Source organism: Nostocoides australiense Ben110 (genome assembly GCF_001050535.1).
In the GTDB taxonomy this organism is placed as follows: domain Bacteria; phylum Actinomycetota; class Actinomycetes; order Actinomycetales; family Dermatophilaceae; genus Nostocoides_A; species Nostocoides_A australiense.
This window is the reverse complement of record NZ_HG764815.1, coordinates 265118-292005: the sequence shown is the minus strand read 5'-3', so window position 1 is coordinate 292005 and position 26888 is coordinate 265118. Positions and strand designations below refer to the sequence as shown.

Annotated in this window: 24 protein-coding genes; 9 read left to right on the top strand and 15 right to left on the bottom strand. The window is 68.8% G+C overall.

The genetic code is table 11. The features are described 5' to 3' along the window. Positions 1 to 190 precede the first annotated feature (190 nt). Positions 191 to 2101, top strand: a complete 1911-nt coding sequence (locus tag BN11_RS01350) for a DUF2339 domain-containing protein (protein ID WP_048693488.1) — start codon at positions 191 to 193, stop codon at positions 2099 to 2101. 73 nt (positions 2102 to 2174) lie between these two features. On the opposite strand, the gene BN11_RS01345 is transcribed toward BN11_RS01350, so the two are convergent. Next, positions 2175 to 4715, bottom strand: a complete 2541-nt coding sequence (locus BN11_RS01345; protein ID WP_048693485.1) for an ABC transporter permease — start codon at positions 4713 to 4715, stop codon at positions 2175 to 2177. Positions 4716 to 4721: 6 nt separating this feature from the next. Then, on the bottom strand, positions 4722 to 5516 hold the full coding sequence (locus tag BN11_RS01340; protein WP_407667956.1) for an ABC transporter ATP-binding protein: 795 nt from the start codon (positions 5514 to 5516) through the stop codon (positions 4722 to 4724). A gap of 219 nt (positions 5517 to 5735) precedes the next feature. Between BN11_RS01340 and BN11_RS01335 the strand changes: the two genes are divergently transcribed. Then, positions 5736 to 6386 (top strand): HD domain-containing protein, encoded by a 651-nt coding sequence (locus tag BN11_RS01335; RefSeq protein WP_048693478.1) that lies wholly within the window; start codon positions 5736 to 5738, stop codon positions 6384 to 6386. 144 nt (positions 6387 to 6530) lie between these two features. Beyond that, positions 6531 to 6848 (top strand): hypothetical protein, encoded by a 318-nt coding sequence (locus BN11_RS01330; protein ID WP_048693476.1) that lies wholly within the window; start codon positions 6531 to 6533, stop codon positions 6846 to 6848. A 1-nt stretch (position 6849) separates the two neighbouring features. Here the strand turns inward: BN11_RS01330 and BN11_RS01325 are convergent, their stop codons facing one another. The 5 genes from BN11_RS01325 to BN11_RS01305 form a co-directional block, all read right to left on the bottom strand. Continuing rightward, positions 6850 to 7614, bottom strand: coding sequence for a DUF4031 domain-containing protein (locus BN11_RS01325; RefSeq protein ID WP_048693473.1), 765 nt, complete (start codon positions 7612 to 7614; stop codon positions 6850 to 6852). 417 nt (positions 7615 to 8031) lie between these two features. Beyond that, positions 8032 to 9657: a chaperonin GroEL gene (gene groL, locus BN11_RS01320; protein ID WP_048693471.1), complete on the bottom strand. Its 1626-nt coding sequence runs from the start codon at positions 9655 to 9657 to the stop codon at positions 8032 to 8034. A gap of 163 nt (positions 9658 to 9820) precedes the next feature. Then, positions 9821 to 10888 carry a P1 family peptidase gene (locus tag BN11_RS01315; protein ID WP_048693468.1) on the bottom strand — a complete coding sequence of 356 codons (1068 nt, stop codon included), beginning with the start codon at positions 10886 to 10888 and terminating at the stop codon, positions 9821 to 9823. Continuing rightward, positions 10851 to 12278: a M1 family metallopeptidase gene (locus BN11_RS01310; RefSeq protein WP_048693464.1), complete on the bottom strand. Its 1428-nt coding sequence runs from the start codon at positions 12276 to 12278 to the stop codon at positions 10851 to 10853. The genes BN11_RS01315 and BN11_RS01310 overlap by 38 nt, the downstream gene beginning before the upstream one ends. 172 nt (positions 12279 to 12450) lie before the next feature. Then, positions 12451 to 12897: a hypothetical protein gene (locus tag BN11_RS01305; protein ID WP_048693461.1), complete on the bottom strand. Its 447-nt coding sequence runs from the start codon at positions 12895 to 12897 to the stop codon at positions 12451 to 12453. 123 nt (positions 12898 to 13020) lie between these two features. On the opposite strand from BN11_RS01305, the gene BN11_RS01300 reads away from it, so the two are divergent. Genes BN11_RS01300 through BN11_RS21525 form a run of 3 tightly spaced genes read left to right on the top strand, consistent with a single transcriptional unit; the run spans position 13021 to position 15192 of the window. Further along, complete coding sequence (locus BN11_RS01300; protein ID WP_048693457.1) at positions 13021 to 14295, top strand: inorganic phosphate transporter; 1275 nt, start codon at positions 13021 to 13023, stop codon at positions 14293 to 14295. Next, positions 14292 to 14588 carry a hypothetical protein gene (locus BN11_RS01295; protein WP_048693454.1) on the top strand — a complete coding sequence of 99 codons (297 nt, stop codon included), beginning with the start codon at positions 14292 to 14294 and terminating at the stop codon, positions 14586 to 14588. The genes BN11_RS01300 and BN11_RS01295 overlap by 4 nt, the downstream gene beginning before the upstream one ends. Before the next feature lie 7 nt (positions 14589 to 14595). After that, positions 14596 to 15192 carry a DUF3349 domain-containing protein gene (locus BN11_RS21525; protein WP_083433441.1) on the top strand — a complete coding sequence of 199 codons (597 nt, stop codon included), beginning with the start codon at positions 14596 to 14598 and terminating at the stop codon, positions 15190 to 15192. A gap of 68 nt (positions 15193 to 15260) precedes the next feature. Here the strand turns inward: BN11_RS21525 and BN11_RS01285 are convergent, their stop codons facing one another. From BN11_RS01285 to BN11_RS01250, 8 genes are all read right to left on the bottom strand, one after another. Continuing rightward, positions 15261 to 15551, bottom strand: coding sequence for a DUF3263 domain-containing protein (locus BN11_RS01285; RefSeq protein ID WP_048700568.1), 291 nt, complete (start codon positions 15549 to 15551; stop codon positions 15261 to 15263). Positions 15552 to 15945: 394 nt separating this feature from the next. After that, positions 15946 to 17310, bottom strand: a complete 1365-nt coding sequence (locus BN11_RS01280) for a pyridoxal phosphate-dependent decarboxylase family protein (RefSeq protein WP_235435318.1) — start codon at positions 17308 to 17310, stop codon at positions 15946 to 15948. A 98-nt stretch (positions 17311 to 17408) separates the two neighbouring features. Then, positions 17409 to 18254, bottom strand: coding sequence for an alpha/beta fold hydrolase (locus BN11_RS01275; protein WP_048693452.1), 846 nt, complete (start codon positions 18252 to 18254; stop codon positions 17409 to 17411). 119 nt (positions 18255 to 18373) lie between these two features. Beyond that, entirely contained in the window at positions 18374 to 19378 is a 1005-nt protein-coding gene (locus tag BN11_RS01270) for a YihY/virulence factor BrkB family protein (RefSeq protein ID WP_048700564.1), read from the bottom strand. A gap of 50 nt (positions 19379 to 19428) precedes the next feature. Continuing rightward, positions 19429 to 20100, bottom strand: a complete 672-nt coding sequence (locus tag BN11_RS01265) for an arsenate-mycothiol transferase ArsC (RefSeq protein WP_048693447.1) — start codon at positions 20098 to 20100, stop codon at positions 19429 to 19431. 151 nt (positions 20101 to 20251) lie between these two features. Beyond that, a complete protein-coding gene (cysN, locus tag BN11_RS01260; RefSeq protein ID WP_048693443.1) occupies positions 20252 to 22195 on the bottom strand; it encodes a sulfate adenylyltransferase subunit CysN in 1944 nt (647 codons plus the stop codon). Then, positions 22195 to 23106, bottom strand: a complete 912-nt coding sequence (gene cysD / locus BN11_RS01255) for a sulfate adenylyltransferase subunit CysD (protein WP_048693438.1) — start codon at positions 23104 to 23106, stop codon at positions 22195 to 22197. Before cysD ends, cysN begins: the two co-directional genes overlap by 1 nt. 108 nt (positions 23107 to 23214) lie before the next feature. Further along, entirely contained in the window at positions 23215 to 23898 is a 684-nt protein-coding gene (locus BN11_RS01250; protein WP_048693435.1) for an HAD family hydrolase, read from the bottom strand. A gap of 62 nt (positions 23899 to 23960) precedes the next feature. Between BN11_RS01250 and BN11_RS01245 the strand changes: the two genes are divergently transcribed. The 3 genes from BN11_RS01245 to BN11_RS01235 form a co-directional block, all read left to right on the top strand. Next, a complete protein-coding gene (locus BN11_RS01245) occupies positions 23961 to 24635 on the top strand; it encodes a uracil-DNA glycosylase (RefSeq protein WP_048693432.1) in 675 nt (224 codons plus the stop codon). A gap of 73 nt (positions 24636 to 24708) precedes the next feature. Further along, positions 24709 to 26118 (top strand): sucrose phosphorylase, encoded by a 1410-nt coding sequence (gene gtfA, locus BN11_RS01240; RefSeq protein ID WP_053083962.1) that lies wholly within the window; start codon positions 24709 to 24711, stop codon positions 26116 to 26118. 105 nt (positions 26119 to 26223) lie between these two features. Then, on the top strand, positions 26224 to 26888 hold a 665-nt coding region (locus tag BN11_RS01235; RefSeq protein WP_048693420.1), incomplete at its 3' end, for an SGNH/GDSL hydrolase family protein.

Here is a 26888-nt window from a genome sequence, read left to right as displayed (position 1 = left end):
CGACCCCGCCGCCCTCGTTACGGCGACCCTCGACCTCGCCCAGGCCGCGACCGCGCTGGTGACGATGACCGACCCGGGCGCGCCGCGCGGCATACGACTGATCGACCCCACGCGCTGACTGGGTATCGCCTTCCGAGAGTTGAGTAGCGGCACTCAGGCGGCGGCGCGGCGGCGCCGACAGAGTTGAGCCATGGCCGCAACACAGTTGGACTCAGTACGGCGCCTGGAGGCGGAGTTCGCCGAGGCGATGACGCGCATGTATGCCGTGGGCAACGGGCTCGCCGCCCTGCGCATCGACCTCACTGCCGAGTCGCTGACCGCTCAGTCCCGACGCGGCCCGTCGCCGGCCGCGGCCGTCGCCCCGCTGGGGGAGGCGACGGCCCGGCCGGCGACCACTGCTCCTGAGCGTCGTCCGACACAACAGCCGGTCACCCCACCGCGCCGGCCCGATTCGCCGGAACGCGGGGCGCCGAAACTCGAGCACCCGAGACCCGAGCCGCCGAGGTTCGAGCCGCCGAAACCCCTGGTGCAGCGGGCATCGTGGTGGGAGCGCGAGGGCATGGTCGTCCGGCTCCTCGGCGTCGCGGGCGCCGGCGTGCTGCTCATCGGCGTGGCGCTGCTCGTGACCTATGCCATCCAGCACGGCTACCTCGGCCCGGTCGCCCGCGTCACCGGAGCCGGCATCCTCGCCGCCGGGCTGATCGCTTTCGCCGGCCGGGTCCATCGCGACCCCCAGCGCGCGAGCGGTGCCCTGGCAATCGCATCCGCCGGCTATGCCACGGCATACCTCGACGTCATGGCCGTGACGACGATCTACGACTGGCTCCCGGCACCTGCCGGCCTGGTCCTCGCCGCCGTCGTCGGCGCGAGCGGCATCATTCTCGCCCGGGCCTGGAACAGCCAGTTCCTCGCCCTCGTCACCGTCGGCGGCGTCGCCGCCCTGGCTCCGGTCATCGGATCGGGCCGCACGCTGCTGACCGCCGCCTTCCTCGTCGTGCTGGCAATCGCCGCCTATCCGGCGCACATCGGGCACTCCTGGTTCGTCCTGCACGCGGTTCGCGTGCTCCCCGCTGTCGCCGCGTTGCTTGCCGTCCTGCCCCGCCAGGACCAGCACGCCGATGTCGTCGCGCTGGCGGCCGTGCTCGCGGGCTTCGAACTCGGCACCGGCCTGATGGCTACCCGCCGTCCCGAACCGACCCTGCTCGCCGCCGTGCTGCCGCTCAGCGCGCTCCCGTTGTTCGCCACTGCGGACCGGCTGCCCGTGCCGGCGTGGCTGATCTTCTCCGCCGCGGCCCTCGTCTATTCCCTGGCAGCCGTCGCAGCCCGCGGCGAACACGTCCGCGACGTCTTCCGCCTCGCGCCCTGGGCCGGCGCCGTCGGGACGGCCTTCGCCGCAGCCGCGGTGGATGCCGGCACCTCGCCGTCGTGGCGCACGAGTGCCATCGCCCTCCTCGCGCTGGCGTATGCCGCCTCGGCACGCGGACTCGGCACTGCAACCCCGTCGTGGCACACCATGTCCGCGATCGTCCTCACCACCGCTGCCGTCGTGGCGGCGCTCCCGACGGCCATGCTGATGGCCAGCCGGCACTACGCCGTTACGACGGCGTTCGTCGACCACGTCGTCACGTTCGCGGCGGTGGCCTGCGCCGTCGCGTTCTTGCGGGGTCCGCTGCACCGGTATGCCGCCCGCCTCCCCCACGAGAACGCTCGCCTCGTGAGTCTGCTCACGATCGGACTCGGGCTGGCCTTCGCCGTCGCCACGGTGGTCGCGGGTGCCGTGGTTCTCGGTCGCCGCATCGGGACGGCCGAGGGCGGTTTCGTGACCGGCCAGGCGCTGGTGACCCTCGGCATCGCGGTGGGCGCGGCATACCTGCTGATGCACGGCCTGCGACGCTCCGGCGACGCCGGCCTCGCCCTCCGCGCCGGGCTCGCCCTGGCGGCCGTGGCGGTCGGCAAGTTGCTCTTCTACGACCTGGCCGCCCTCGACGGCGTCATGCGGATCGCCGCGTTCATCGGTGCCGGCCTGGCCCTGCTCGCGATGGGCACCGGATACGCCAAGGCACTGGAACGCTCGCGCACCGCCCCCACCCCGCTCAGCTGACCGGGGTCCCCATGGACGAGAGCACCACGCGGATCCGGAGGGGGGATCCGTGTGGTGCTCTCTTGGTGGGCGCCTACTCCGAGGAGATGGCGTCGAGAATCTGCATCTTCGCTGCCCGGCGGCCCGGCCACACCGAGGCAAGCACCCCGACCAGCCCGGCGAGGAGGAGGAAGGCGATCAGCTGCAGCCACGGGATGCTCAATGCCGTGAAGCCCTGATCGGCCAACGCCCGCTGGATCGCGATGCCGAAGACCACCCCAAGGACGATCCCCAACACGGCGCCCAGGATGGCGATGACCACCGACTCCAGGCGGAGCATCCGGCGCAGCTGACCGCGGCCCAGGCCGACGGCCCGCAGCAGCCCGATTTCGCGGGTGCGCTCGATCACCGACAGCGCCAAGGTGTTGATGATGCCGAGGATGGCGATGATCACCGCGAGCCCGAGGAGGGCGTAGATGATCATCAGCATCTGGTCGATCGGCTTGGACTGCTCCTCCGCGTAGCCGGCCATGTCCTTGACACTGACGGTCGGCAGGTCCGCGACGACCTTGTCGATGGCGCTCGTCACTGCAGCCATGTCGGCGCCCTCGGCGGCCTTGACAAAGACCTGCCCGTCCGCCGCGGTGCCCCCGTGCTGCGTCCACGTCGCCAAGTCGACGATGAGGCCGCTCGGCGCCGTGGCCGACGATTCGAAGGTGCCGGCGACCTTCACGTCGAAGGGCTTGCCCTGCAATGTGACCGGGACCATGTCCCCGGCCTTGACGCCCAATTTGCTCGCCTTCTCGCTGTCGATGAGCAGGCCTCCGGCGGTCAACTGCTTCAGCACCGTGGCGTCGTTCTTTTCGTCGATGGTGGAGACCGAGCCGAAGGTGGCCGGATCGACGGCGGCGATCCACTCGTCGCTGTCCTTGACCTTGCCCATGCCCCACTTCATCCGCGAGACGGTCTCCACTCCGGGAATCTTCGCGATCTCGTCGCCGACACTGGGCGAGAAGTCGGAGCCGATGGCGTTCGAGACGAGATAGTCCGCCTTGAAGTTGCGTTCGATCTCGCCGTTGATGCTTTGTTTGGCCGAGGATCCGAAGACGGCCATCATCGACACGAGCGTGACGCCGATCATCAGGGCCGACGCCGTGGCGGCGGTGCGCCGCGGGTTGCGCAGGGCGTTCTCCTCCGCCATCACCCCGACCGCACCGAACATTCTGCGGTAGAGCCTGCCCATGCCCGTGATGAGGGGCCGGCCGACCAGCGGGCTGGTGCCGGCGACGCCGAGCAGCACCCCGAGGATGCCGATTCCGATCCAGACGATCGCGTTGGGAACGTCGACGAACAGGCCCAGGCCCATCGCGATCGCGCCGGCGATGGCCAGCGCGGCGCCGGCGATGACGCGGTGATGCATGGAGGTCTCGGCGAGGGTGACGTCGTCGCGCATCGCGGCCACCGGCGGAACCTTGCCGGCGCGTCGCGCCGGGAGGTATGCCGCGAGCAGGGTGACGATCAGCCCCACCAGGTAGGAGGCCAGGACTGTGCGGGGTGCGATGACGAGGCTGGCATCGGACAGGTCCAGGCCGATGGAACCGAAGAGCGCCTTGATGGCGATGGCGAGGCCGATGCCGACGAGCAGGCCGACCGTCGAACCGACGAGACCGACGATGAAAGCCTCGACGAGCACCGAGCGCGCCACTTGCTGACGGCTGGCGCCGATGGCCCGGAAGAGCGCGAGCTCCTTCATCCGCTGGGCGACGAGGATGGAGAAGGTGTTGACGATGATGAAGGTCCCGACGACGAGGGCGATCGCTGCGAAGATCAGCAGGAAATAGGTGATGAACTTCATCGAGTCCTGGATCGAGGTGCGCATCGCTTCGGCCGCCTTCTCGCCCGTGACGGCCTCGAGGTCCGGTGGGAGCACCTTGGCCACGGCGGTCTGCAACTCGTCCTGCGAGGTGCCGTCCGCCGCGGTCACCCACACGTCGTTGTAGACGTCCTTGCCCTCCTGGTAGAGGGCCTGGGCCTGGTGTGTCGTCCAGACGACCACACTGGCGCCGACCAGCGATCCGCTCGGCTCCATGATGCCGGTCAGTTTGGGGGCGACCTTGGCCTGTGCCGCGGCCGTCACGACCTGGACCGTGTCGCCGACGACGTACCCGCCGGTCTTGGCGGTGCGCGAGTCGACGGCGATCTCGCCGTCCTTGGCCGGCCACGCGCCTTCGGCGAGCCTGAACATGCTCTCGCCGCCCGCCGACGGGGCGGTGTTGAAGTTCACGCCCAGTCCCGGCGCGCCTTGGCCGCCGATCAGCTTTCCCTTCTTGCTGACGACGAAGGTCGTGTAGTCGGTCAGATTGCCGTCGACAGCTCGGGCGCCGGGGACGTCTTTGAGTTCCGCGACAAGGTCGCCGGGTAGCGTCTGGCTGGACCCGAAGCTGGCCTCGGTACCGGCCGGGCGGACGATGACGTCGCCGACGCTGGAGTTCATGATGCCGTCGAAGGACTTGCCGAGGGTGTCGGTGAAGATGAACGACCCGGCGACGAAGGCGACGCCGAGGATGACCGCGAAGGCGCTCATGAGCAGGCGCAACTTGCGGCCGAGCACCGACTTGATGCTGGCGCGGAGCATGGCGGATCAGACCCCTGCGGCGGAGTCGAGGTGGGCCATCCGCTCCAGGACCCGGTCGGCGCTCGGGTTGCGCATCTCGTCGACCACCTGGCCGTCGGCGAGGAAGAGCACCCGGTCGGTGAAGCCGGCCGCGACGGGATCATGGGTGACCATGACGATGGTCTGACCGAACTCGGTGACCGAGCGGCGCAGGAAGTCCAGCACCTCACGGCTGGAACGCGAGTCGAGGTTGCCGGTCGGCTCGTCGGCGAAGATGATCTCGGGGCGGCTCACCAAGGCGCGGGCGCAGGCGACGCGCTGCTGCTGGCCGCCGGAGAGTTCTGACGGCCGGTGACCCAGACGCTCGCGCAGCCCGACGGTGTCGATGACCCGGTCGAACCATGCCTGCTCCGGTTTGCGCCCGGCGATGGAGAGCGGAAGGAGGATGTTCTCCTCGGCGCTCAAGGTCGGTATGAGGTTGAACGCCTGGAAGATGAAGCCGATCTTGTCGCGGCGCAGGGCCGTGAGTTCCTTCTCCTTCAGCGCGGTCAGTTCGACGTCACCGACGAAGACCTTGCCTTCGGTGACGGCGTCGAGGCCGGCGGCGCAGTGCATGAGCGTCGACTTGCCGGAGCCTGACGGCCCCATGATGGCGGTGAATTCGTGGGCGTTGAGTGCCACCGACACTCCGCCGAGTGCGACGACTTGGGCGTCGCCTCTGCCGTAGACCTTGGCCAGGCCCTCGGTCCGCGCCGCCACGACGGCCGGCGCTCCGGGGGTGATCGGCATGGTCATCTCAGTTACCCCTGCTATGTCAACCATGCTCCCGAACCTAGCCTGATAACCGGTGCGCCGCATGCTGCTTTCCCCTGAACGGGACCCTGAAGCAACCCTCGAATTTTCGTTGGTACCAAGGGTATCGGTTGACCCACGGCCACTGTCACGGCTGGCGATCAGCCCCGTAGATCGCACATCATGCTGTCCCGCAACACATTCGGAGACAGCCTGTCGCTACGAGGTCAAGCAGGGCATGATGATCGTATGCCGACGGTCACCCCTGACCGTGCCTTCGGTCACGATGTGCACGAGTTGAGCGACGCCCCTGACGGCGCGGCGATCGGCGCGGCCGCGCTCCGCTTGTGGCAGCGTTATCGCGAGACCCACCGCCACTATCACGACCTACGCCACCTCGACGAAGTTCTGGCCGCTATCGGCGAAATCGCCACCGCCGCAACGGAAATCGATCTGGCCCGAGTCAGATTGGCAGCGTGCTATCACGACGCTGTCTATGACCCGGCCGCCACCGACAATGAAGCACGGTCGGCGGCGCTGGCAGGTCATGAGTTGTCCATCTTGGGCGTGCCCGATGGACATCTCGATGTCATCTGCCGCCTGATCATCGAGACGGCGGCCCATGCGTTGCCCCCGTCGGGGTCGCCGAGCGCCTGGCTGCACGATGCCGATCTGTGGATCCTCGCCGCGCCGCCGGAGCGCTTCGATCAGTACTGCCGCGCGGTGCGTGCGGAGTATGCCGCGGTGCCGACCGACGCCTACGCCACAGGTCGGTCCGCGATCCTGACCGAATTCCTGGACCGCCCCGCGCTGTATGCCGAGCCGTCGGCTCGCCATGATTGGGAACCTTTGGCGCGCAGCAATATCGCTCGCGAAATCGCCCGCCTCGACATCCGCTGACGTCTGGAACCGGTGCGTGACCGGCTCGTGATGAGAAGGGACAACCTCGAATCACCATCCCGCGTCTGGGAGGGCATGCGGAGCACCAAGGCGCCTCGAGTCCAAGAGAAGTGAGAGTCCCAGGCGTACCAACAGGACGCGGTCGTGCAGGTCGAACTGACCGGCGGTGCCACGGGCCGGGTGAGCGGGTACGCCGACCAACTCGTCCGGGCCTGGGGCGCGGGCCGCAAGGCCGAGGCCCTGAAGTACGGCACGTCAGGGGTCGTCAACCAGCTTTGGGACTTCTCCCATGGCGCTGGCGGAGGCGGCTGGATTCGCACCACGACGGTCGGCGGGATGTTCGAGACGAAGGTGAGCTACACGTGCGAGTCGGCCTACGTCGACTTCACCATCAAGCCAGCCGCTGCCGCTGCGGGTCAACCCCAGTCCGTCGTCAAGGTCTACACCCAGGGCGCCGACTGAGCTATTCCCGGTTCGCGATGGCCTGCGCGATGGGCAACCACCAGGCAGTTCGGGCGAGTTCCATGAACTCCTTGGTGGTGACCCAGCGCGCGGGTTCATCCTGTGCCGCAAGGATTTCCGGTCGGATCACGGTCAGCTGCGTGCGATAGACGGTCAGGAAGCGGCCGGCGGGCACCGCCCATGGAGCGTCATCGAGGGGATAGAACCGCTCGTACGCGACCATGGACAGGTCGTCCGGCCGGAGCCGAATCTCCGTCTCCTCCAGCGTCTCCCGCACAGCGGTTTCGATCGGCGACTCCCCCTGCTCGCGCCAGCCTCCCGGCGCGCTCCACTCCTGACGTCGCGGGGACCACACCACCAGCCAGCTGCCCTCGGCATCACACACATAGACGGTCGCGGCGAAGACCGAGTGGTCCGGAGGCTCGTGCGAGCTGCGCACCAGATCGACGTCGGCGCGAGACCCGTCCGGGAACACCACACCATGGATGCGAGCGATCCCTTTCTCCCCCTTCCGTTTCCGCAGCCGCAGACCCGATGCTTGCAGGTGCCTGAGCAGGTCCGGGCCACTCGCCTCCCGTGCTCCAGCGGCGACGATCGCGGCATACCGCTCCTGAGGCACGTCATAGTGGTCACCCTCGAACCCCCGCCGTGGGATGCCTTGCGCTGCAGCGAATTCGTGCAGCTCCTCGAGCGAAGCATCCGAGATCAAGTGCGACCACAGGCGGCCGTGCGCAGGCCAGCGCGGGGGGTCGATCCAGAGGGTCACAGGGCCATCCTGCCGTCTGCGACCCAATCGTTACCACGTGAGTTTCTGATGACGGCGACTCCCGGACCGTCCGTGGACACCAACCGAGACGCCGGCCGCATCGTCTACGCCATTGACAGCTTCACCCACTCCAGTCGCAGGGCGTCATGAAGAGCACGACACGCACCAAGACCACCATCGCTGGTCAGCAGGGCGCCCGCCAGGCGATCACCGAGTCCGTCATCGAAGGCTCGTAGGCAGGCAATGGCAGGACCGATGATGGCAGGACCGATGATGCAGGACCGATGATGAAAGGGGCCCGAGGTTGCGACGCCAGTCGCGACCTCGGGCCCCTTTCATGAGCCGGAAAGCTCCCCGCACCTTCGGGGTCCCTCGCGAAGTATCGGAGCGACGAAGGAGCGGAGAACTTCGTGGGGGTTAGAAGCCCATGCCACCCATGTCGTCGCCGCCCGGCATGGCCGGAGCGGCCTTCTCGGGCTTGTCGGCGATGACGGCCTCGGTGGTGAGGAAGAGCGCCGCGATGGAGGCGGCGTTCTGCAGGGCGCTGCGGGTGACCTTGGCCGGGTCGATGATGCCGGCCTTGATCAGGTCGCCGTATTCGCCGGTGGCGGCGTTGAGGCCTTCGCCGGCGCCGAGGCCGCGAACCTTCTCGGCCACGACTCCGCCTTCGAGACCGGCGTTGACGGCGATCTGCTTCAGCGGCGCCTCGATGGCGACCTTGACGATGTTGGCGCCGACCGCCTCGTCGCCCTCGACCTTGAGGCCCTCGAAGGCCTTCTTGCCGGCCTGGATCAGGGCCACGCCACCGCCGGCGACGATGCCCTCTTCGACGGCCGCCTTGGCGTTGCGGACGGCGTCCTCGATGCGGTGCTTGCGCTCCTTGAGCTCGACCTCGGTGGCCGCACCCGCCTTGATGACGGCGACGCCGCCGGCGAGCTTGGCGAGGCGCTCCTGGAGCTTCTCGCGGTCGTAGTCGGAGTCCGACTTCTCGATCTCGGCGCGGATCTGGGCGACCCGGCCGGCGAGCTGGTCGGCGTCACCGGCACCCTCGACGATCGTCGTCTCGTCCTTGGACACGATGACCTTGCGGGCCTTGCCCATCAGGTCGAGGTCCGCGGTGTCGAGCTTGAGGCCGACCTCCTCGGAGATGACCTGGCCACCGGTGAGGATGGCGATGTCGGCGAGCATGGCCTTGCGGCGGTCGCCGAAGCCGGGAGCCTTGACGGCGACCGACTTGAAGGTGCCGCGGATCTTGTTGACCACGAGGGTCGAGAGGGCCTCGCCGTCGACGTCCTCGGCGATGATCAGCAGCGGCTTGCCGGACTGCATGACCTTCTCGAGCAGCGGCAGCAGGTCCTTGATCGAGGAGATCTTGGAGTTGGCGATGAGGATGTAGGGGTCCTCGAGGACGGCCTCCATGGCCTCCGGGTCGGTGACGAAGTAGCCGGAGATGTAGCCCTTGTCGAAGCGCATGCCCTCGGTGAGCTCGAGCTCGAGGCCGAAGGTGTTGGACTCCTCGACGGTGATGACGCCTTCCTTGCCGACCTTGTCCATGGCCTCGGCGATCATGTCGCCGATCTGGGTGTCGGCGGCGGAGATGGACGCGGTGGCAGCGATCTGCTCCTTGGTCTCGATCTCCTTGGCCATCGCGAGCAGCTCGGTGGCGACGGCGTCGGTGGCCTTCTCGATGCCCCGCTTCAGGGCCATCGGGTTGGCGCCGGCCGCGACATTGCGCAGGCCTTCCTTGACCATGGCCTGCGCCAGGACGGTGGCCGTGGTCGTGCCGTCACCGGCGACGTCGTCGGTCTTCTTGGCGACCTCCTTGACCAGCTCGGCGCCGATCTTCTCGTAGGGGTCGTCGAGTTCGATCTCCTTGGCAATGGACACGCCGTCGTTGGTGATCGTGGGGGCGCCCCACTTCTTCTCCAACACGACATTGCGTCCCTTGGGGCCCAAGGTGACCCGGACCGCGTCGGCGAGGACGTTCATGCCCCGCTCGAGACCGCGGCGTGCCTCTTCATCGAAAGCGATGATCTTGGCCATTCGGTGGTGCCTCCACACGCTTGGTTCGGTATGACCGCGTCGGTGCCCGCGACGGACGGCCGGGCGATCCGCGGCTCACGTCACCGCGTCCCACCCGACCTCACCCACGAGGTCGTGAATTATCACTCTCAGGGGGAGAGTGCTAACGCCATTATTGGCACTCTCACCCCGAGAGTGCAAACGCGTCGCGGTATGACGCGACGAGACGTTCCTGACCGGTCCCCGGCCACAGCGCCGCGCTGGTCGCGGTGAGCAGCGCGTGACCGATCGCTCGCGTGACACAGGACGCCGCCGCCTCGTGCAGCGCGAACAATCCGCCGAGGTCAGGAGCCGGACGGGCGGCGGTCGAGAGCGCGAAGAGGGTGTCGCCGTCGAGCATGGTGTGAGCCGGGTCGATGGCACGAGCGATCCCGTCGTGGCCGACGTCGGCGAGCTTGGCGCACTGCGCCTTGTCGAGCGCGGCGTCGGTCGCGATGACCCCGATGGTGGTCGCGCCACCGGGGACGAGCCCCGATTCGCCGAGTTCGGTATGCCGCGCCCGCAGGTATGCCGCGAGCGCGCCAGCTCCCGGCGAGCCCAGATCGGGAAACTCGCCCGGGAGGCCGTGGGCGACGGCATACAGCTGCCCGGTGCGGGGATCGACGGGTGAGCCGATCGCGTTGACGACCACGAGCGCCGCCACCGTGGTCCCGTCGGACAGCACGGCGCTCGCCGACCCGAGCCCGCCCGCCAGGCCACCGGCTCGCGCGCCCGTCCCAGCCCCCACCGAGCCACAGCCCGCGACCTGCCCGAGGGAGGCGGCGGCATACGCCGCGGCACCGTCGGCCGCGGAGGGAAAGGCGCCGAAGTCGCCGCCGCGCCCCAGGTCGAAGATCACCGCCGCGGGCACGATCGGGACCACCTCGCCGGGTGCTCCCATCGGCCAGCCGATGCCGTCGGCATACAGCGCCCGGGCCACCCCGTCCGCGCTCGCCAGCCCGAAGGCCGAACCACCCGAGAGGACGATCGCGTGCACCCGGTCGACCAGGCACAGAGGCGAGAGCAGGTCGGTCTCCCGCGTGCCCGGGGCGGCGCCCCGCACCGACACCCCTGCGGTGGCACCCTCGGCCCCGACCAGGACGACGGTGACGCCGGTCCGCTGCCCTGGACCGGTCCGCGTCACATGGCCGACCCGCAGTCCGAGATCGCGAAAACTATTGTGCGGACCGGAGACTGGGCTTGCCGGACTCATAGAGCCAATCCTGGAAGAAGGCGTCGAGGTTCTTGCCGCTGACCCGCTCCGCCGTGGCGATGAAGTCGGCCGTGGTGACATTCCGTCCGCGATAGGTGGCCGCCCAGGTCCTGAGGAGCTTGTCGAACGTGGCGGTGCCGATGCGGTTGCGGAGCGCGTGCAACGTCAGCGCGCCCCGCGTGTAGACGAGCCCGTCGTAGATGTGGTCGCGCCCCGGATCGGCGACCTTGCCCTTCCAACTGGTCGAGTTGTAGTGGGCAGTGAACTGCTGCTGCGCGGTCGGGCCCCCGTGCGCCTCGTCATACAGCCATTCGGCGTACGTCGCGAAGCCCTCGTTGAGCCAGATGTCCTTCCACTGCTTCGGCGTGACACTGTTGCCGAACCACTGGTGGGCGAGTTCGTGGGCGAGCAGACCGGTCGAGACCGTGGGCGAACCCTGGTCGTAGACGGGGCGACCCTGGACCTCGAGCGCGTAGCCGACGCCGATCGGGGCCACCAGCCCGCCCGTGGACGCGAAGGGATAGGCGCCGAACCGGTTGCGCTGCCAGTTGACGACCGCGCCGGTGGCGGTGTTGAGGCGGGCGCCGGCGCCGGTCCTGTCGATGCTCTTGGCGATGGCGGAGATGGATCGGATGCTCGTGCCGGCGACGGTCCCCGTCGTCACCGTGTAGCGGCCGATGGCGACGGAGGAGAGCTCGCTCGCCATCGGCGAGGTCATCTTCCAGACGTATGTCGTGTTGCCGCCCGAGGTCATCGGCGCCGTGGGCTCGCCGTTGGCGATCACCTGGTAGCCGGTCGGGACGGTGATGCGGTGGATGTAGGTCGCCTTATCCCGCGGCGTGTCGTTGACGGGGAAGTAGGTCGCGGCGCCGAAGGGCTGGTTGAGCGCGACGGCGCCGTCGGCAGTCGCGACCCAGCCGGAGCGGCCGAGGGTGGGGTCGTTTATCGCCGTGGGGACGCCCTTGTAGGTCACGGCGACGGTGAAACTCGCGCCCTTGGCGATGCCCTTCGGCGGGGTGATGACGAGTTCCTGGGCACCCGATCTGCTGTATGCCGCGCTCGCCCCGCCGACCCGGACGCTCTGCACCACGAGTCCCTTGAGGTCGAGGTTGAAGCGGGAGAGTCCCTGTGTGGCAACGGCTTTGATCGTGGTCGTGGCGGCGATGGCTTTGGTCGCCGGGTTCCAGGCCAGCGCGATATCGTAGCTGCTGACGTCGTAGCCGCCGTTGCCCATGTCGGGGAAGTACGGGTCGCCCGCCCCCGGCGCGCCGGGGCGCAAGACGGCCGCCGTGGCAGGTGTTGCCGCAGGCGCCGGCGCGGCGAGTCCGGGGGCAGTCGGGAGCAGGCCGACGAGGGCGAGAGCGGAGACGGTCAGGTGAGGTCGCGGCATACCGCCGACCCTGGCAGGTCGCGCCCGACGAGGCAAGCACGCGCCGGCGGGTTGGAGTGCGGGACGGGATACTCCCCCGCGGGCAGGGCATCGGGCGCCTCTTCTTCGGCAAGCCCGACAGTCCTCCGGGGGTTCGCGACAGCTGGGGTGGTTCGAGGCCGGTGCCTCGGCTTCAGACCAGGCGGCTGCGCAGGGAGCCGTCGGCCTCCGAGGAGACCGGGTCGGCCAGATCGGCGATGAAGACGGCGCACATGGTGCGCAGGGGGTTGGACTCGACCTCCGCGAGCGCGAGCCGCCACGCCGCAAGGTTGGGATGGTCCAGGCTGGTGCAGGCCGCAGCGGGCGCGAGCGAGGCGACGGCCTCCTGCAGGTCCGACCTGCTGACCTCGAGGGTCGCCGTCGAGCCGTCATGGCCGAGCACCGTCGCAAGGATCACCGCCGGGAGAGCGTGGCGCCCGCCGGGGGCGTTGACGTGCGCGAATTCCCACTCCGGAGAGCTCGTGGCCGGCGAGAGCGCAAGCGCATGCGCGACCGGCGCCCGCCAATCGGGGATCCGCCCGCCGAGATATGTCGTGATCGCCGCCAGCCCCTCGGGGGTGCTCCAGTCCACCTCGCTCATAGCCGTCCATCTTGGCCCAAACAGGCCCCTTTTGACCCGTAGCCCGGTCCTGAAATGAACGCCAGATGAACAAGACGTGGCCAATGGATGGCGTGCATGGACTGAGCGTGAACAATAGGCGTCGTGGACACCTCTGTGGTCATTCTGATCCTCGTTGTCGTCACTGCTCTCGCGTTCGATTTCACGAATGGTTTTCACGACACCGGCAATGCCATGGCGACCTCGATCGCCACCGGCGCCCTGAAGCCGAAGATCGCCGTGGCCCTCTCGGCGCTGCTGAATCTGGTCGGTGCCTTCCTGTCCGTCGAAGTCGCCCTCACGGTGACAAACGCCGTCGTCAACATCCAGAACAAGGACGGCACACCCAAGGAAGCCCTGCTCGTCGACGGCGGCGAACACCTGCTGTTCATCGTGCTGGCCGGGCTGGTCGGCGGAATCGTCTGGAACCTGTTCACCTGGCTCTACGGGCTGCCGTCCTCCTCCTCCCACGCGCTCATGGGCGGGCTCGTCGGAGCGACGATCGCCGGCTTGGGCGTCTCGGGTGTGAAGTGGAACGGCGACGGCAGCAAGCTCGACGGGGTCGTCGGCAAGGTGCTCCTGCCGGCCCTGATCTCGCCGGCGATCGCCATCGTCGTCGCCGCCATCGGGACCTGGCTGATCTTCAAGATCACCGCTGGTGTAGCGCAGCGCTTCCTCAACAGGGGTTTCCGCTGGGGACAGATCGGCAGCGCCTCGCTCGTCTCCCTCGCGCACGGCACCAACGACGCGCAGAAGACGATGGGCGTCATCACCCTGGCGCTGATCGCCGGCGGCCACTGGAGCGACACCGAGGCCATCCCGTTGTGGGTCAAGCTCTCCGCCGCCGCCGCGATCGCCTTGGGCACCTATCTCGGGGGCTGGCGCATCATCCGCACCCTCGGAAAAGGCCTGATCGAGATCTCGCCGGCGCAGGGTATGGCCGCGGAGTCCAGTTCCGCCGCCGTCATCCTCACCTCGAGCCACCTGGGGTTCGCGTTGTCGACCACCCACGTCGCCACCGGCTCGATCCTCGGGTCCGGAGTGGGCCGGCCGGGCGCCCAGGTGCGCTGGCATATCGCCGGCCGCATGCTCGCGGCCTGGGCCATCACCCTCCCGTCGGCCGGCCTGGTCGGGGCGTTGATGTACTGGCTCGGCAACGGGATCGGCGGGGTCGCCGGCGCCATCATCGTCTTCGCGATCCTGTTGGGCGTCGCCGTCTGGATGTGGCGGCGCTCGCGGCTTACCGCCGTCGGCGCCCACAACGTCAACGATGACTGGGAGCCCTCGGTCGCCTCGCCCGAGGCCCTCCCCCACCACCACGCCGCAGCTGCGACCACGACAACGACCACGACCACGACCACGACCGAGGAGAAGCCGTGAACAACCTCCAGTTCGCGCTCGAAGGCGCGTGGAAGGTACTCCTAGTGGGCGTCCTCCTCGGATCCGGGCTGCCGGCGATCTTCGCCCTCGGGATCCGGGCGCTGGCCTATGGTGTCGGAGGCGACGCCGAAGTCGACCACGCCCTGCCCCACCCGGTCGGCAAGGCGCTGGCCGCGCTGTGCTTCGCGATCGTGCTCGGCGGCGTCGCCCTCGGCATCACCATCGTGGCCGCATCCGGTTTCGGCAAGGCCGTCAGCTTCGAGCACGTGATCCCGACGATCGTCGACAAGTGAGGAACCCATGCCCGCCCTGATTTCCGAGGTCCTGAGCTGGGTTCGCACCGGCTTCCCCGACGGTGTCCCCGATGCCGAGGCGCCGGCCCTGTTCGCCGTGCTCACCGAGCGGCTCGGCACCGAGCGGGCGCAGGAGGTCCTGCGCCAGCTGTCGGTCGACGGCCGGCTCACCCCTCAGGCGGCCTCGTCTCTCCTCGCCGACGACGTACAGAAACGACAAATCGCTGCCAAACTCGTCCTCGGCGGCTGGCCGCTCGGCCCGGCCGAGGATGCCGAGCCGGAGCCGCCGCAGGAGGGTGGTGCCCTGGGCCGCATCGTGGCGTGGCTGCGCGAGGGCTACCCCGGTGGGGTGCCCGACCACGACTACATTCCGCTGCTGGCACTGCTGGAGCGCCGCCTGACCAAGTCCGAGGTCAAGCAGATCGCCCGGTCGCTCCGGCGGGCCGATGTCAGCCCCGCCGGCCCCGAGGACATCGCCGCAGCGATCACCGAATACACCCTGGTCGAGCCGCGTGACGCCGATCTGCGCAGGGTGCGCAATCAGTTGGCCAAGCAGGGCTGGCCGGTCGACTTCCCCGACCCGGACCAGGAGCCGGCGCACTGAGTCGCCCAAGACAAGGAACGCCCGTCCGGGGCCGACACGGACGGGCGTTCCTTCGTCTGTGCTGGGTCCTAGACCTCCGCGCCCAGGCGCCGGGCCGAGCGCTGCCGCTGCCGGGAGGCCCGCAGCCGGCGTAGGCGTTTGACGAGCATCGGGTCGTGAGCCAGTGCGGCGGGGTTGTCCAGCAGGCCGTTGAGCACCTGGTAGTAGCGCGTCGCGCTCATGTCGAATAGGTCGCGCACCGCCTGCTCCTTGGAGCCGGAGTATTTCCACCACTGCCGCTCGAAAGCGAGAATCTGTTGGTCCCGGTCGGACAACGCCTCGGCTGCGGGGGGCCTGGTGACGGCGGCGGCGGTGTTCATCGACGCCAGCATACGGCGGAATCACACCGATGTCATTCAGTCCGCGCTCGTGTTCCTCGCCTTTCCGGGCGCTTGGATGGAGAGGAACCACGCGAGCGCTCTGCCGGAGGCCAACACTCCGGAGCCGAGGTGCGCAGTGCGCCCCGGCTCTCGCGCGGGCGGACGACGAGTGTCGTTCCTGGCCACCATCAAGCCAGCACCCTCATCGAGGGTGGACCTGGCACCACCACAGATCACCCGGGCGACGAGTGTCGCGCCTCCGGATCCGGGCCGTTCCCGCCGTGTCCAGGACGACCACGGGGTCATCCGTGGCCAGCCGTTCCGAGATCGCGCGACCGATCACCGTCCGCGCCACCCGTCACCACATACGCAGCGTCCTTCTCCCCCAGGGCAATCAGGCCATGGTGTCGAGGATGGCGCGGATGTCGCCGATGGAGGTCTCGGGGTTGACGATGGCGAAGCGCGCCAGCGTCTCCCCGTCGTGCGTGGTCGGCACCACGAAAGCGAACTCGTCGGCGAGCATGCCGTCGCTCCACCGGTGATAGTCGGCCGCCTCCCAGCCGCGGCGCCGGAAGACGATGACGGTCAGATCCCGGTGGCGGACCAGTTCCAGATAGGGCCGGCGCGCGACCTCCTCCTCGGCGAACCGGGCGATGCTCAGCGTGTGCTCGAGCGCCGCGGCATACGCATCGGTGCCGTTGACGGTGAGGGAGAACCAGAACGGCAGGCCACGAGCGCGGCGGGTCAGGCCGATGGAGTAGTCGGTGGGATTCCACTCGGGCGCCTCGGTGAGCACGTCGAGGTAGCCCGCCTTCTGCGTGTGGGCCGCGCGCGCCTCGGCGGGATCGCGATAGAGCAGGGCGCAGCAGTCGTAGGGCGCGAAGAGCCACTTGTGCGGGTCGACGATGAACGAGTCGGCGTGCTCGATGCCGGCATAGCGGTCCCGGATCGACGGTGCGGCGAGGCCGGCCCCGCCGTAGGCCCCGTCGACGTGGAACCAGATCCCGAACTCGCGGCACACCTCGGCCACGGAGACGAGGTCGTCGATGATCCCGAAGTTGGTCGTGCCGGCGGTGGCGACGACGGCGAAGACGTTCTCCGGGCCGCGCTCGAGCAGGACGGGCCGCAACCGCTCCCCCGTGAGCCGGCCCGCCGAGTCGACGGCCACACCCGCGAACTCGGCGTCCATGACGTCGGCGGCGGATTTGATCGAACTGTGCGCGCCCTCGGTGGCGACGAGGATGTTGGGGCGCACCCCATCTCGCGCCGTGCGGCGGGCGGTATGCCGTGCTGCCACCAGGGCGGACAGGTTCCCCACCGTGCCCCCGGGGGTGAAGACACCGCCGGCGGTTGCCGGCATGCCTGCGAGGTCGGCGAGCCAGCGCAGGGCGAGGTTCTCGGCATACACGGCCCCGGCGCCCTCGAGCCAGGAGCCGCCATAGATGGACGAGGCCCCGACAACGACGTCGAACAACGACGCCGCATCGCTCGGGGCACACGGGATGAAGGAGAGATATCGCGGGTGGTCGGTGGACAGGCACGTGGGGGCCAGATCCTCGGCGAAGATGCGCATCGCCTCGGCACCGCCGAGACCTCCGGGCGTGATCGTCTGTCCGACGGACTCGATGAGTTCGGCCTCGGTGAGCGGCTTGTCCAACGGTGGCGCCAGCCGGATGCGCTCCTGCGCGTAGTCGATCACCGCGGCGGAGAGGGCCGCGAGCTCGGTGTGCTTGTTGGCGTGGTAGGAGGTCCCGATCACGCCGTGAGGATACTTGCCGGACACGGTGAACGGTGTCCCCCTACGGCGCTGGCACACGCGGTCCCGGCGCGGTCCTGCCGCCCAACGCCTCGATCGGCTCAGGCCTCGGCTGAGCTGATTCCCAACAGGAAGCCGGTCATTTCGCGACAGAAGGCGTCGGTGTGCTCGATCTGCGTCCAGTGGCCGCAGCGGCCGAAGATGTGCGCCTGGCTGTCCTCGATCCACCCCAGCAGCGTCATGGTCGTGCTGAGGGGGATCACCTTGTCGTCGCGGCCGTGAATCACCAGGGTCTGGTGGGGGATCGCCCGAATGTCCTTCTCCGGGTGGGCCATCGCGTCCACCCAGCGCTGTCGCGGCGCCGGGAACATGGCCGCGAACTGCTCCTGTGCACCGGGCCGGATCGACGCCTCGTAGCGCGCGCGCACCATGTCGTCGGTGATGAGCGCCGCGTTGTACGCGAACGCCTCGCGCATCAACTCGCCCATCTTCTCGATTGATGGTTCGTACCCCCACACCGCGTCGAGCCCGGGCGTGATCTCGAAGGGCACCCCGACGCTGCCCATGAGAACGAGCTTGTCCACCCGCTCGGGATGCGCGATCGCCAGGGAGAGCGCCATCGCGCCACCGAAGGAGTTGCCGACCACGCTGGTCCTCTCCACCTCGAGCGCGTCGAGGAAGGCGACGATCTGTGCGAGCCAACGCTCCCGCGTGTATTCGAATCTTTCTGGCACAACGGAATAGCCGAAGCCCGCCAGGTCGGGTGCGAGGATCCGGAAGTGCTGGTCGAGGCGGTTGATCGGCAGGCGCCAATTGGCCCAGGCGCTCACGCCTGGCCCTGAGCCGTGCAACAACAGCAGCGGGTCCCCGGTGCCTAGATCGTGATAGTTCGTGAGGATGTCGCCGGTCTGGACGCTGCTCCCGATCTCCGGGTTGTCGCTGACCATTCTCAGAGCCTATGCCCAACGGCCCGCTCTGCGCGAAGAGGCCGAGGTGGCCGGGCGGCGCCATCGGGCTCAGTGCGGGTGACCGTCATCGCCCTCGGGCGGCATAGCCGGCGGCGCTGCTAGGGATCGGACCCCGCGGCGCCTCGCTCCCCCTGGGCGTCGCCGGACTCCTCCGGCTCGAAGGTCACGTCGATCCGCTCGTAACCCTTGGTGCGCATGCTGCGTGCCTGATCGGCATACGTCTCCTGATCGGCCGCGGTCAGGTCCACGTCGTCGGTGAACGGAGTCAAGAGGGCACGCGGGTAAAGCCGTTCCGCCCGAACGACATTGACCTCTGCGCAGAGCACCAGGATGACTGCTGCCAGGTAGGTGAACGCGAGAAGGCCGAGGATAAACGCGACCACGCCGTTGGACGTCGACGCGTTCTTGACGACCCGGCCGACATACACCACACCGAAGGTCTGCAGCCCTTGCCAGGCACCAGCCGCGAGCAGGGCCCCCGGGAGCATCTTGCGGATGGAACCCTGCCGCACGCCGATGCGGAAGACGAGCAGGACGATGAAGGCGTTCACCAGGATGGTGAGGACCGTGGAGAGAACCTTGGTCCATGGCCCCCAGGTCGTGGCGGCGGCCGTGAACGCCGAGAGGGCCGTGGTCGCCAAGACAGCGAGCCCGGCCGTCAGCACGAGCACGACGCTGCGGGCCCGCGCCAACACGGGATTGGGCCGCACGTTGCGCGGCACCGCCCACACCGTGTTCATCGCGTGCTGAAGCGCGTTCCCCACCCCGAGCGCGCCATAGACCGACACTGCCAGGCCGATGGCCACCCCGGATGCGCCGCCGCTCAGGGACCTCGGATCCCCGAGTTGGTCGCCGAGCACGGGCACCTGGGCCACGGCCGAGTCGAGGATCTGACGCTGCAGGTCCGGACGGCCGGCCAGCACGAAGCTCAGCGCCGTCGCGAGCAGCAGGAGCAGGGGGAACAGTGAGACGAACGCGTAATAGGTCAGCAGTGCCGACAGGTACCCACCGATGTCGTCGAAGTATTTGTAGGCCACCGCGATCGGGAAACCCAGCGGCGGGAATCGCCGCTGGGCGCGGTCCAACCGTTCGACGAAACCCATGGGTGCATGATCGCGCATCCCGCGCCGGCATGCGCCTGCTGCCGTGCCGGCTATCCAGTCAGGGCGGGGGTGCCGGTGGCCCCGGCTGCGCCGGCCCGCGCCGGCGCGACCGGGATGGACAGGTCGCCGAGCAACCCACGCACCCGGTCCTCGATCTCGTCGGCGATGGCGCGGACCTCCTCGATCGGCCGGCCGTGCGGGTCGGGCACCTCCCAGTCGACCCGCCGGTGCGCCAGCGTGCCGGCCGGGTCGGTGCCCATCACGACGAGGACGTCCGGAGCGTGTACGACATCGGCGAGCGGCCCAGCGGAGATCAGCCGGTCAAGGTCGATCCCGCGTTCGTGCAGGACCGCGGCGGCGGTGGGATCGAGCGCGGCGGCCTGCTGCCGACCGGTCGCTCGCACATGCAGGTGGTCGCCGCCGAACTCGTGGGCCACGGCGGCGGCCATCTGAGAGCGTGCGGCGCCGTGCTCGCACATGAACAGCACAGTGGGGACGGCGTGCAAGCGCTCACCGCGCGAACTGATGTGCTCCCGCAGCAGGTCGGTTGCACGCTTGGCCACGAGCAGGCCGAGGAACTCGGGGTGCCGCGACTGCGGCTCGAGCTCGGCGCGGGCTCGGGCCACGGCGTCCGCCGCGTCGGCCGGAGTGACGGTGTCGGCGAAACGCTCGCTCAGGTCCGTCGTGATTTCTGCGTATGCCGTCTCGTCCAGACCGCGCATCCCGCGCCTCCATCCGCTCGCGCCGTCCTTGGCGTGCTAGACAGTTTACTCCTCGTTCACCTTGACGTCTCTCATGGTTCACCGGCATGGAAGGCCGGAGAATTTCGAGGCGCCGCAAGCCGTCGGGTCTGCGGCGCCTCGGTGAGTCGGGCTAGGGGATCAGGCGGGCGATGATCTCGGCCGCGGCGTCCTTCGGGCTGGTCGTCAGCGCGTCGATGCGCACGTCCGGCGCCGTCGGCGCCTCATACGGGGAGTTGACCCCGGTGAAGTGCGCCAGCTCGCCGGCGCGTGCCTGGGCGTACAGCCCTTTGGCGTCGCGCTTCTCGGCCTCCTCGAGCGGCATGTCGACGAAGATCTCCATGAACTCGCCGTCACCGATCAGTTCGCGCGCCGTGTCGCGTTCGGTGCGGAACGGGGAGATCGAGGAGACGATCGTGATCAGCCCGGCATCGGCCATCAGCTTGGCGACCTCGGCCAGGCGGCGGGCGTTCTCGACCCGGTCTGCGTCGTCGAAGCCCAGATCCTTGGACAGCCCGTGACGGATGTTGTCACCGTCGAGCAGGAACGTGTGGCGATTCATCCGCGCCAGCTGCACCTCCAGCTCGTTGGCCACCTCGGATTTGCCCGCACCGGAGAGGCCGGTCAGCCACAGGACGGCCGGCCGCTGGTGCTTCATCCGCGCGTGGTGGGCTCGGTCGATCTCCAGCGGCTGCCAGCCGACGTTCGCCGAGCGCCGCAAGGCGAAGTGGACCATCCCGGCCGCGACCGTCGCGTTGGACATCTTGTCGACGACGATGAAGCCACCCAGGTCGTGGGACTGGGCATACGGTTCGAAGACGATCGGCTTGTCGGTGGAGAAGGTGACCACGCCGATGGCGTTGAGCCCCAAGGTCTTCGCCGCGACGTGTTCCATGGTGTTGACGTTGACCTGGTATTTCGGCCGCTCGAACTGGGCGCTGACGGTCTGGGTGCCGATCTTGAGCCAGTAGGACCGGCCGGGCAACATCTCGGCGTCATCCATCCACACCAAGTGGCACTCGAAGTGGTCGGCCGTCTCGGCGGGCGACTCGTCGAGCACGAGGACGTCGCCGCGCGAGCAGTCGATCTCGTCCTCGAGGGTGATGGTCACGGCCTGCCCGACGACGGCCTGCTCGAGGTCGCCGTCGAACGTCACGATCCGGGCGACGGTGGACGTGCGATTGGTCGGCAGGACGCGGACCTTGTCACCCGGCTTGAGCACGCCGTTGGCGATCGTGCCGGCGAAGCCGCGGAAGTTGAGGTTGGGACGCGTGACCCGTTGCACCGGCATCCGGAACGGCCGCTGCTGGTCGAGGGTCTGGTCGAGTTCGACCGTCTCGAGGAAGTTCATCAGCGTCGTGCCGGAGTACCACGGCGTGTTCTCGGAGTTGGTGGTGATGTTGTCGCCCTTGAACCCCGAGATCGGGATGGCGGTGAAGTCGCCGATGCCGATGGAGTCGGCGAACGCGCGGTAGTCGGCGACGATGTCGTCGAAGACCTTCTGGTCGTAGTCGACCAGGTCCATCTTGTTGACCGCGAGGACGATGTGCCGGATGCCGAGCAGGTGGGTCAGGTAACTGTGGCGGCGGGTCTGGGTGAGCACGCCCTTGCGCGCGTCGATGAGGATGACGGCCAGCTCGGCGGTCGAGGCGCCCGTGACCATGTTGCGGGTGTACTGCTCGTGGCCCGGAGTGTCGGCGACGATGAACTTGCGCTTCTCGGTCGCGAAGAACCGATAGGCGACGTCGATGGTGATGCCCTGTTCACGCTCGGCCGTGAGGCCGTCGACGAGGAGGGCGAAGTCGATCTGCTCGCCCTGGGTGCCGACCTTCTTGGAGTCGGCCTCGAGCGCGGCGAGGTGGTCCTCGAAGATCATCTTGCTGTCATAGAGCATGCGCCCGATGAGCGTGGACTTGCCGTCGTCGACCGAGCCACAGGTGATGAAGCGCAGCATCGTCTTGTGCTGGTGCTTCTCGAGGTAGGCGTCGATGTCCTCGGCGATGAGGGATTCGACCTGATAGATCGGCTCGCCCGGCGTCGCTGCGGCCGAAGTGGTGGTCGCGTCCGTGGTCGTCATCAGAAGTAGCCCTCCTGCTTCTTCTTCTCCATCGAGCCGGCGGAGTCGTGGTCGATCGCCCGGCCCTGGCGCTCGGAGGTGGTGGTCAGCAGGATCTCCTGGATGACCTCGGGCAGCGTGTGCGCCTGGGACTCGACCGCACCGGTGAGGGGGTAGCAGCCGAGGGTGCGGAAGCGCACGCTCTTCATGACGGGCGTCTGTCCGTTCAGCGGCATCCGGTCGTCGTCGACCATGATCGTCAGGCCGTCGAACTCGACGACCGGGCGCTCGGCGGCGAAGTACAGCGGCACGATCTCGATGCCCTCGAGGTGGATGTATTGCCAGATGTCCAGCTCGGTCCAGTTCGACAGCGGGAAGACGCGCATCGACTCGCCCTTGTGCTTGCGGGCGTTGTAGAGCTTCCACAGCTCAGGGCGCTGGTTCTTGGGGTCCCACTGGTGGCGGGCGTTGCGGAAGGAGAAGACGCGCTCCTTGGCGCGGGACTTCTCCTCGTCGCGTCGGCCGCCGCCGAAGGCGGCGTCGAAGCCGTACTTGTCGAGGGCCTGCTTCAGCCCCTCCGTCTTCCACATGTCCGTGTGCAGTGGCCCGTGGTCGAAGGGGTTGATCCCCTTCTCGAGCGCCTCCGGGTTCTGGTAGACGAGCAGCTCCATGCCCGCCTCCTTGGCCGCCTTGTCGCGCAGTTCGTACATCGCCCGGAACTTCCAGGTCGTGTCGACGTGCAGCAACGGGAACGGCGGCGGCGCCGGATAGAACGCCTTGCGCGCCAGGTGCAACATCGTCGCCGAGTCCTTGCCGATGCTGTAGAGCATGACCGGGTTCTCGACCTCGGCGACGACCTCGCGCAGGATGTGGATGCTCTCGGCCTCCAGACGCTGCAGGTGAGTCAGCGTCGCGGGTCCGGGTTGCGCCATGAACTAGCCTTCCGTGAGCAAGTGAAGTCGGTGCGGCCAGACCCCGGCAGCCGCTCGGGGAGGCCCGGCGACGTCAGGGAGCATCGACGCCACACACGACCCACGAGTCTATCCCATCGCTTGGGTATCGCCGCCGGACCCCGCGGCGCCGAGGAGCAGGTCGTGCAGCTCGTATGCCGTGTGCACCAGGTGGTCCGGCGCCGCGGCTTCGAGTGTTGCGGCGTCCGCCGCACCCCATGTGACGGCGATGCTCGTCATCCCTGCCGCCTTCGCGGCCTGGACGTCGACGACCGCGTCGCCGACATAGGCGCAGCCCTCGGCCGGCACGGACAGCCGGGCCGCGCCGTGCAGCAGCGGGGCGGGCAACGGCTTGTGCTCGCTGGTGTCCTCGCTGGCGGCGAGCACGTCGACGAGGTCATCCGCCCCGGCGAGGACCAGCGCCTCGCGCGCCGTCGCACGCCGCTTGGAGGTGACCACGCCGAAGCGGGCCTGAGCGTCACTGAGGCCGACGAGCAAGTCGTGGACGCCGTCATACCGCCCGATCATCGTCGCGGCGTTGGCGCGGTTCCAGGCGATATAGGTCGACTCGAGTTCGGCCGCCCGCTCGGGATACTCCTGCTCGAAGACGCTGGTCAGCGTCCGCCCGATCCACCCGCGCACCTCCGGCTCCGGGCGGCCCTGGCCGAGCACCGACGTCAGGGCGTGGTCGTAGGAGGCGATGATGAGGGGGATCGAGTCGACCAGCGTGCCGTCGAGATCGAACAGGACGCCTTGCCAGCGGGGGATGGTCACGCTCGATAGCCTGCCAGCCGAGGGAGGACAGAATCCAATTCACCACACGAAGGGCTGGACGTATGCCGCGCGCGCTCGCCGACCTCATACACCCCTCGTGGGCGGCGGCCCTGGAGCCGGTGGCCGGCCGCATCGCCGAGCTCGGGGATTTCTTGCGGGCCGAGGTGGCGGCGGGCCGCGGATATCTGCCGGCCGGCCCGCACGTGTTGCGCGCCTTCGAGCAGCCTCTGGAGGCGGTGCGAGTGCTCATCGTCGGCCAGGACCCCTACCCGACGCCGGGTCACCCGATCGGGCTGTCCTTCGCCGTCGCCCCCGATGTCTCCCCCATCCCGCGCAGCCTGGCGAATATCTATCGCGAACTGCAGACCGACCTGGCCCTGCCGCCGCCCAGCACTGGCGACCTGACCCCGTGGGCGGACCACGGCGTACTGCTGCTCAACCGAGTCCTCACCGTCCGGCCGGACGCCTCCGCCTCGCACCGCGGCAAGGGGTGGGAAGAGGTGACCGATTGCGCGATCGCGGCGCTCGTCGCACGGGGCGGGCCGTTGGTCGCGATCCTCTGGGGCCGTGACGCGCGCTCGCTCAAGCCGGCACTCGGGGCCACGCCGGACGTCGAGAGCGCCCATCCGTCGCCGCTGTCGGCCAGTTCCGGATTCTTCGGCTCGCGCCCGTTCAGCCGGGCGAACGCAGCCCTGGTGGCCATGGGCGCCGATCCCGTCGACTGGTCTCTTCCCTGACCGTGACGCAGGAGCGGTGGACGGGTCCGACAGCGCTGGCTAGCCTGGTCGGATCCGACCGAAGGAGTTCGCCATGCCCGATTCCGTCGAGCTCATCACCTACGCGGACCGGCTCGGAGGTGATCTCCCCGGTCTCCTGGACGTCCTGACCGGTCCCTTGGCGGGGCTGTTCGGCGGCGTGCACATCCTCCCCTTCTACACCCCGTTCGACGGCGCGGACGCCGGGTTCGACCCGCGCGACCACACCGAGGTCGACCCGCGGCTGGGCACGTGGGCGGATGTCGCGGCGATCGCCAAGGACCACGACGTCATGGTGGACGTCATCGTCAACCACGTCTCCTCCACCTCCCCCACTTTCCTGGATTGGCTGGCCAAGGGGGCCGACTCGGCATACGACGGGATGTTCCTCACGCTCGACGGTGCCTTCCCCGACGGGGCCACTGAGGCGGACCTGACCCGGATCTACCGGCCGCGGCCGGGGCTGCCGTTCACGCCGTACACGACCGGCGACGGCTCCAAGCGCCTGGTCTGGACGACCTTCACTCCGCAGCAGATCGACATCGACATCCACCATCCGGCGACCCGCGACTATCTGTTGCGGATCCTCGACACTCTTGCCCGCGCCGGTGTCACGCAGGTGCGGATGGACGCGGTCGGATATGCCGTCAAGACTCCCGGCACGACGTCGTTCATGACACCGGAGACCTTCGTCTTCATCGACGAGATGGCGGCCTGGTCGCGTGAGCGCGGGCTCGAGGTTCTCGTCGAGGTGCACTCCTACTATCAGCGCCAGATCGAGATCGCCGCTCAGGTCGACCGGGTCTACGACTTCGCGCTGCCCCCGCTGATCCTGCACGCCCTCACGGCCGGCGACGTCGAGCCGTTGCTCGCGTGGATGCGGATCCGGCCGCTCAATGCCGTCACGGTCCTCGACACCCACGACGGCATCGGGGTCATCGACGTCGGAGCGGACGCCGACGACCGCAGCCGGCCGGGCCTGCTGGCGTCGGAGCAGATCGACCAGCTCGTGGAGCGGATGCACGACAACAGCGGCGGCACCTCCCGGCTGGCGACGGGGGCGGCGGCGTCGAATGTCGATCTCTATCAAGTGAATTCGACGTTCTATGACGCGCTGGGCCAGGACGACGATCGCTATCTCGCGGCGCGGGCCTTGCAGTTCTGGGCGCCCGGACGACCGCAGGTGTATTACGTCGGGCTGCTCGCCGGGGCCAATGATGTCGACCTGCTGCGGCGCACCTCCGTGGGCCGCGACGTGAACCGGCACTACTACACGCGTGAGGAGATCGACTCCGACCTGCAGCGGCCGGTGGTCCGGGCGCTGTTCGCGTTGATCCGGTTGCGCAACGCGCATCCGGCGTTCGACGGGGAGTTCGAGATCGACGCGGCGGGGGTCGGTGCTCCCCGCCATATGGACCGCCGGGGAGGAGTATGCGCGCATCGACATCGACGCGGCCAGTGGTGAGGGCACCGTGATGTGGACCGAGGACGGTGCGCCGCGCACGAGTGGCTTGCTGGCACTCGGGGGGTGACCGAACGGTCGGCTGCGGCGCTATTAGGGTTGCGAGACATGACTGTTCGTATCTGGCAGCGCTATGTCGCGATCGGCGATTCCTTCACCGAGGGGATGTGTGATCCCGAGCCGGAGCCGCCGGACGGGTATGCCGGGTGGGCCGACCGCCTCGCCGGTCACCTGAGCGCTGCGGCCGCCCAGGCGGAGCAGCCGTTCGACTACGCCAACCTCGCGGTGCGTGGCCGCAAGCTCGCCGATGTCGTTGGGCCCCAGCTTGATTCGGCCCTCACGATGTCGCCCGACCTCGTGTCGATCGTCGGCGGCGGCAATGACATCCTGCGCCCGCAAGTCGACATCGACGGCATCGGTGAGCAATTGGAAGCGGCGGTGGTGCGCTTGCGGGAGGCCGGCGCGGATGTCCTCCTGGTCACCCCGACCGACACCGCGAAAGCCGGCCTGTTCAAGGCGATTCGCCCACGGCACGCGATCCATACGGCGAATATCCACGCAATGGCGGCGCGCCACGGCTGCTTCGTCGTCAGCCTGTGGGGCATGCGATCGCTGCAGGACTGGCGGATGTGGGCGGCCGACCGCATCCACCTCACCAGCGAGGGGCACCGGCGCGTGGCGTTGGCGGCGGCGGATGCCCTCGGCTTCGAGACCGATCGCGCCGACTGGACGACGCCGCTGCCGGCGGCCGAGGCGCTCGGTCGCCGCGAGGC

What these genes read in the sequence shown, in the direction of transcription:
- BN11_RS01350 (WP_048693488.1), top strand. Translation starts at nt 191, where the DNA reads ATGGCCGCAACACAGTTGGACTCAGTACGGCGCCTGGAGGCGGAGTTC.
- BN11_RS01345 (WP_048693485.1), bottom strand. Translation starts at nt 4,715, where the DNA reads ATGCTCCGCGCCAGCATCAAGTCGGTGCTCGGCCGCAAGTTGCGCCTG.
- BN11_RS01340 (WP_407667956.1), bottom strand. Translation starts at nt 5,516, where the DNA reads ATGGTTGACATAGCAGGGGTAACTGAGATGACCATGCCGATCACCCCC.
- BN11_RS01335 (WP_048693478.1), top strand. Translation starts at nt 5,736, where the DNA reads ATGCCGACGGTCACCCCTGACCGTGCCTTCGGTCACGATGTGCACGAG.
- groL (WP_048693471.1), bottom strand. Translation starts at nt 9,657, where the DNA reads ATGGCCAAGATCATCGCTTTCGATGAAGAGGCACGCCGCGGTCTCGAG.
- BN11_RS01315 (WP_048693468.1), bottom strand. Translation starts at nt 10,888, where the DNA reads ATGAGTCCGGCAAGCCCAGTCTCCGGTCCGCACAATAGTTTTCGCGAT.
- BN11_RS01310 (WP_048693464.1), bottom strand. Translation starts at nt 12,278, where the DNA reads ATGCCGCGACCTCACCTGACCGTCTCCGCTCTCGCCCTCGTCGGCCTG.
- BN11_RS01305 (WP_048693461.1), bottom strand. Translation starts at nt 12,897, where the DNA reads ATGAGCGAGGTGGACTGGAGCACCCCCGAGGGGCTGGCGGCGATCACG.
- BN11_RS21525 (WP_083433441.1), top strand. Translation starts at nt 14,596, where the DNA reads ATGCCCGCCCTGATTTCCGAGGTCCTGAGCTGGGTTCGCACCGGCTTC.
- BN11_RS01285 (WP_048700568.1), bottom strand. Translation starts at nt 15,551, where the DNA reads ATGAACACCGCCGCCGCCGTCACCAGGCCCCCCGCAGCCGAGGCGTTG.
- BN11_RS01275 (WP_048693452.1), bottom strand. Translation starts at nt 18,254, where the DNA reads ATGGTCAGCGACAACCCGGAGATCGGGAGCAGCGTCCAGACCGGCGAC.
- BN11_RS01270 (WP_048700564.1), bottom strand. Translation starts at nt 19,378, where the DNA reads ATGGGTTTCGTCGAACGGTTGGACCGCGCCCAGCGGCGATTCCCGCCG.
- BN11_RS01265 (WP_048693447.1), bottom strand. Translation starts at nt 20,100, where the DNA reads ATGCGCGGTCTGGACGAGACGGCATACGCAGAAATCACGACGGACCTG.
- cysN (WP_048693443.1), bottom strand. Translation starts at nt 22,195, where the DNA reads ATGACGACCACGGACGCGACCACCACTTCGGCCGCAGCGACGCCGGGC.
- cysD (WP_048693438.1), bottom strand. Translation starts at nt 23,106, where the DNA reads ATGGCGCAACCCGGACCCGCGACGCTGACTCACCTGCAGCGTCTGGAG.
- BN11_RS01245 (WP_048693432.1), top strand. Translation starts at nt 23,961, where the DNA reads ATGCCGCGCGCGCTCGCCGACCTCATACACCCCTCGTGGGCGGCGGCC.
- gtfA (WP_053083962.1), top strand. Translation starts at nt 24,709, where the DNA reads ATGCCCGATTCCGTCGAGCTCATCACCTACGCGGACCGGCTCGGAGGT.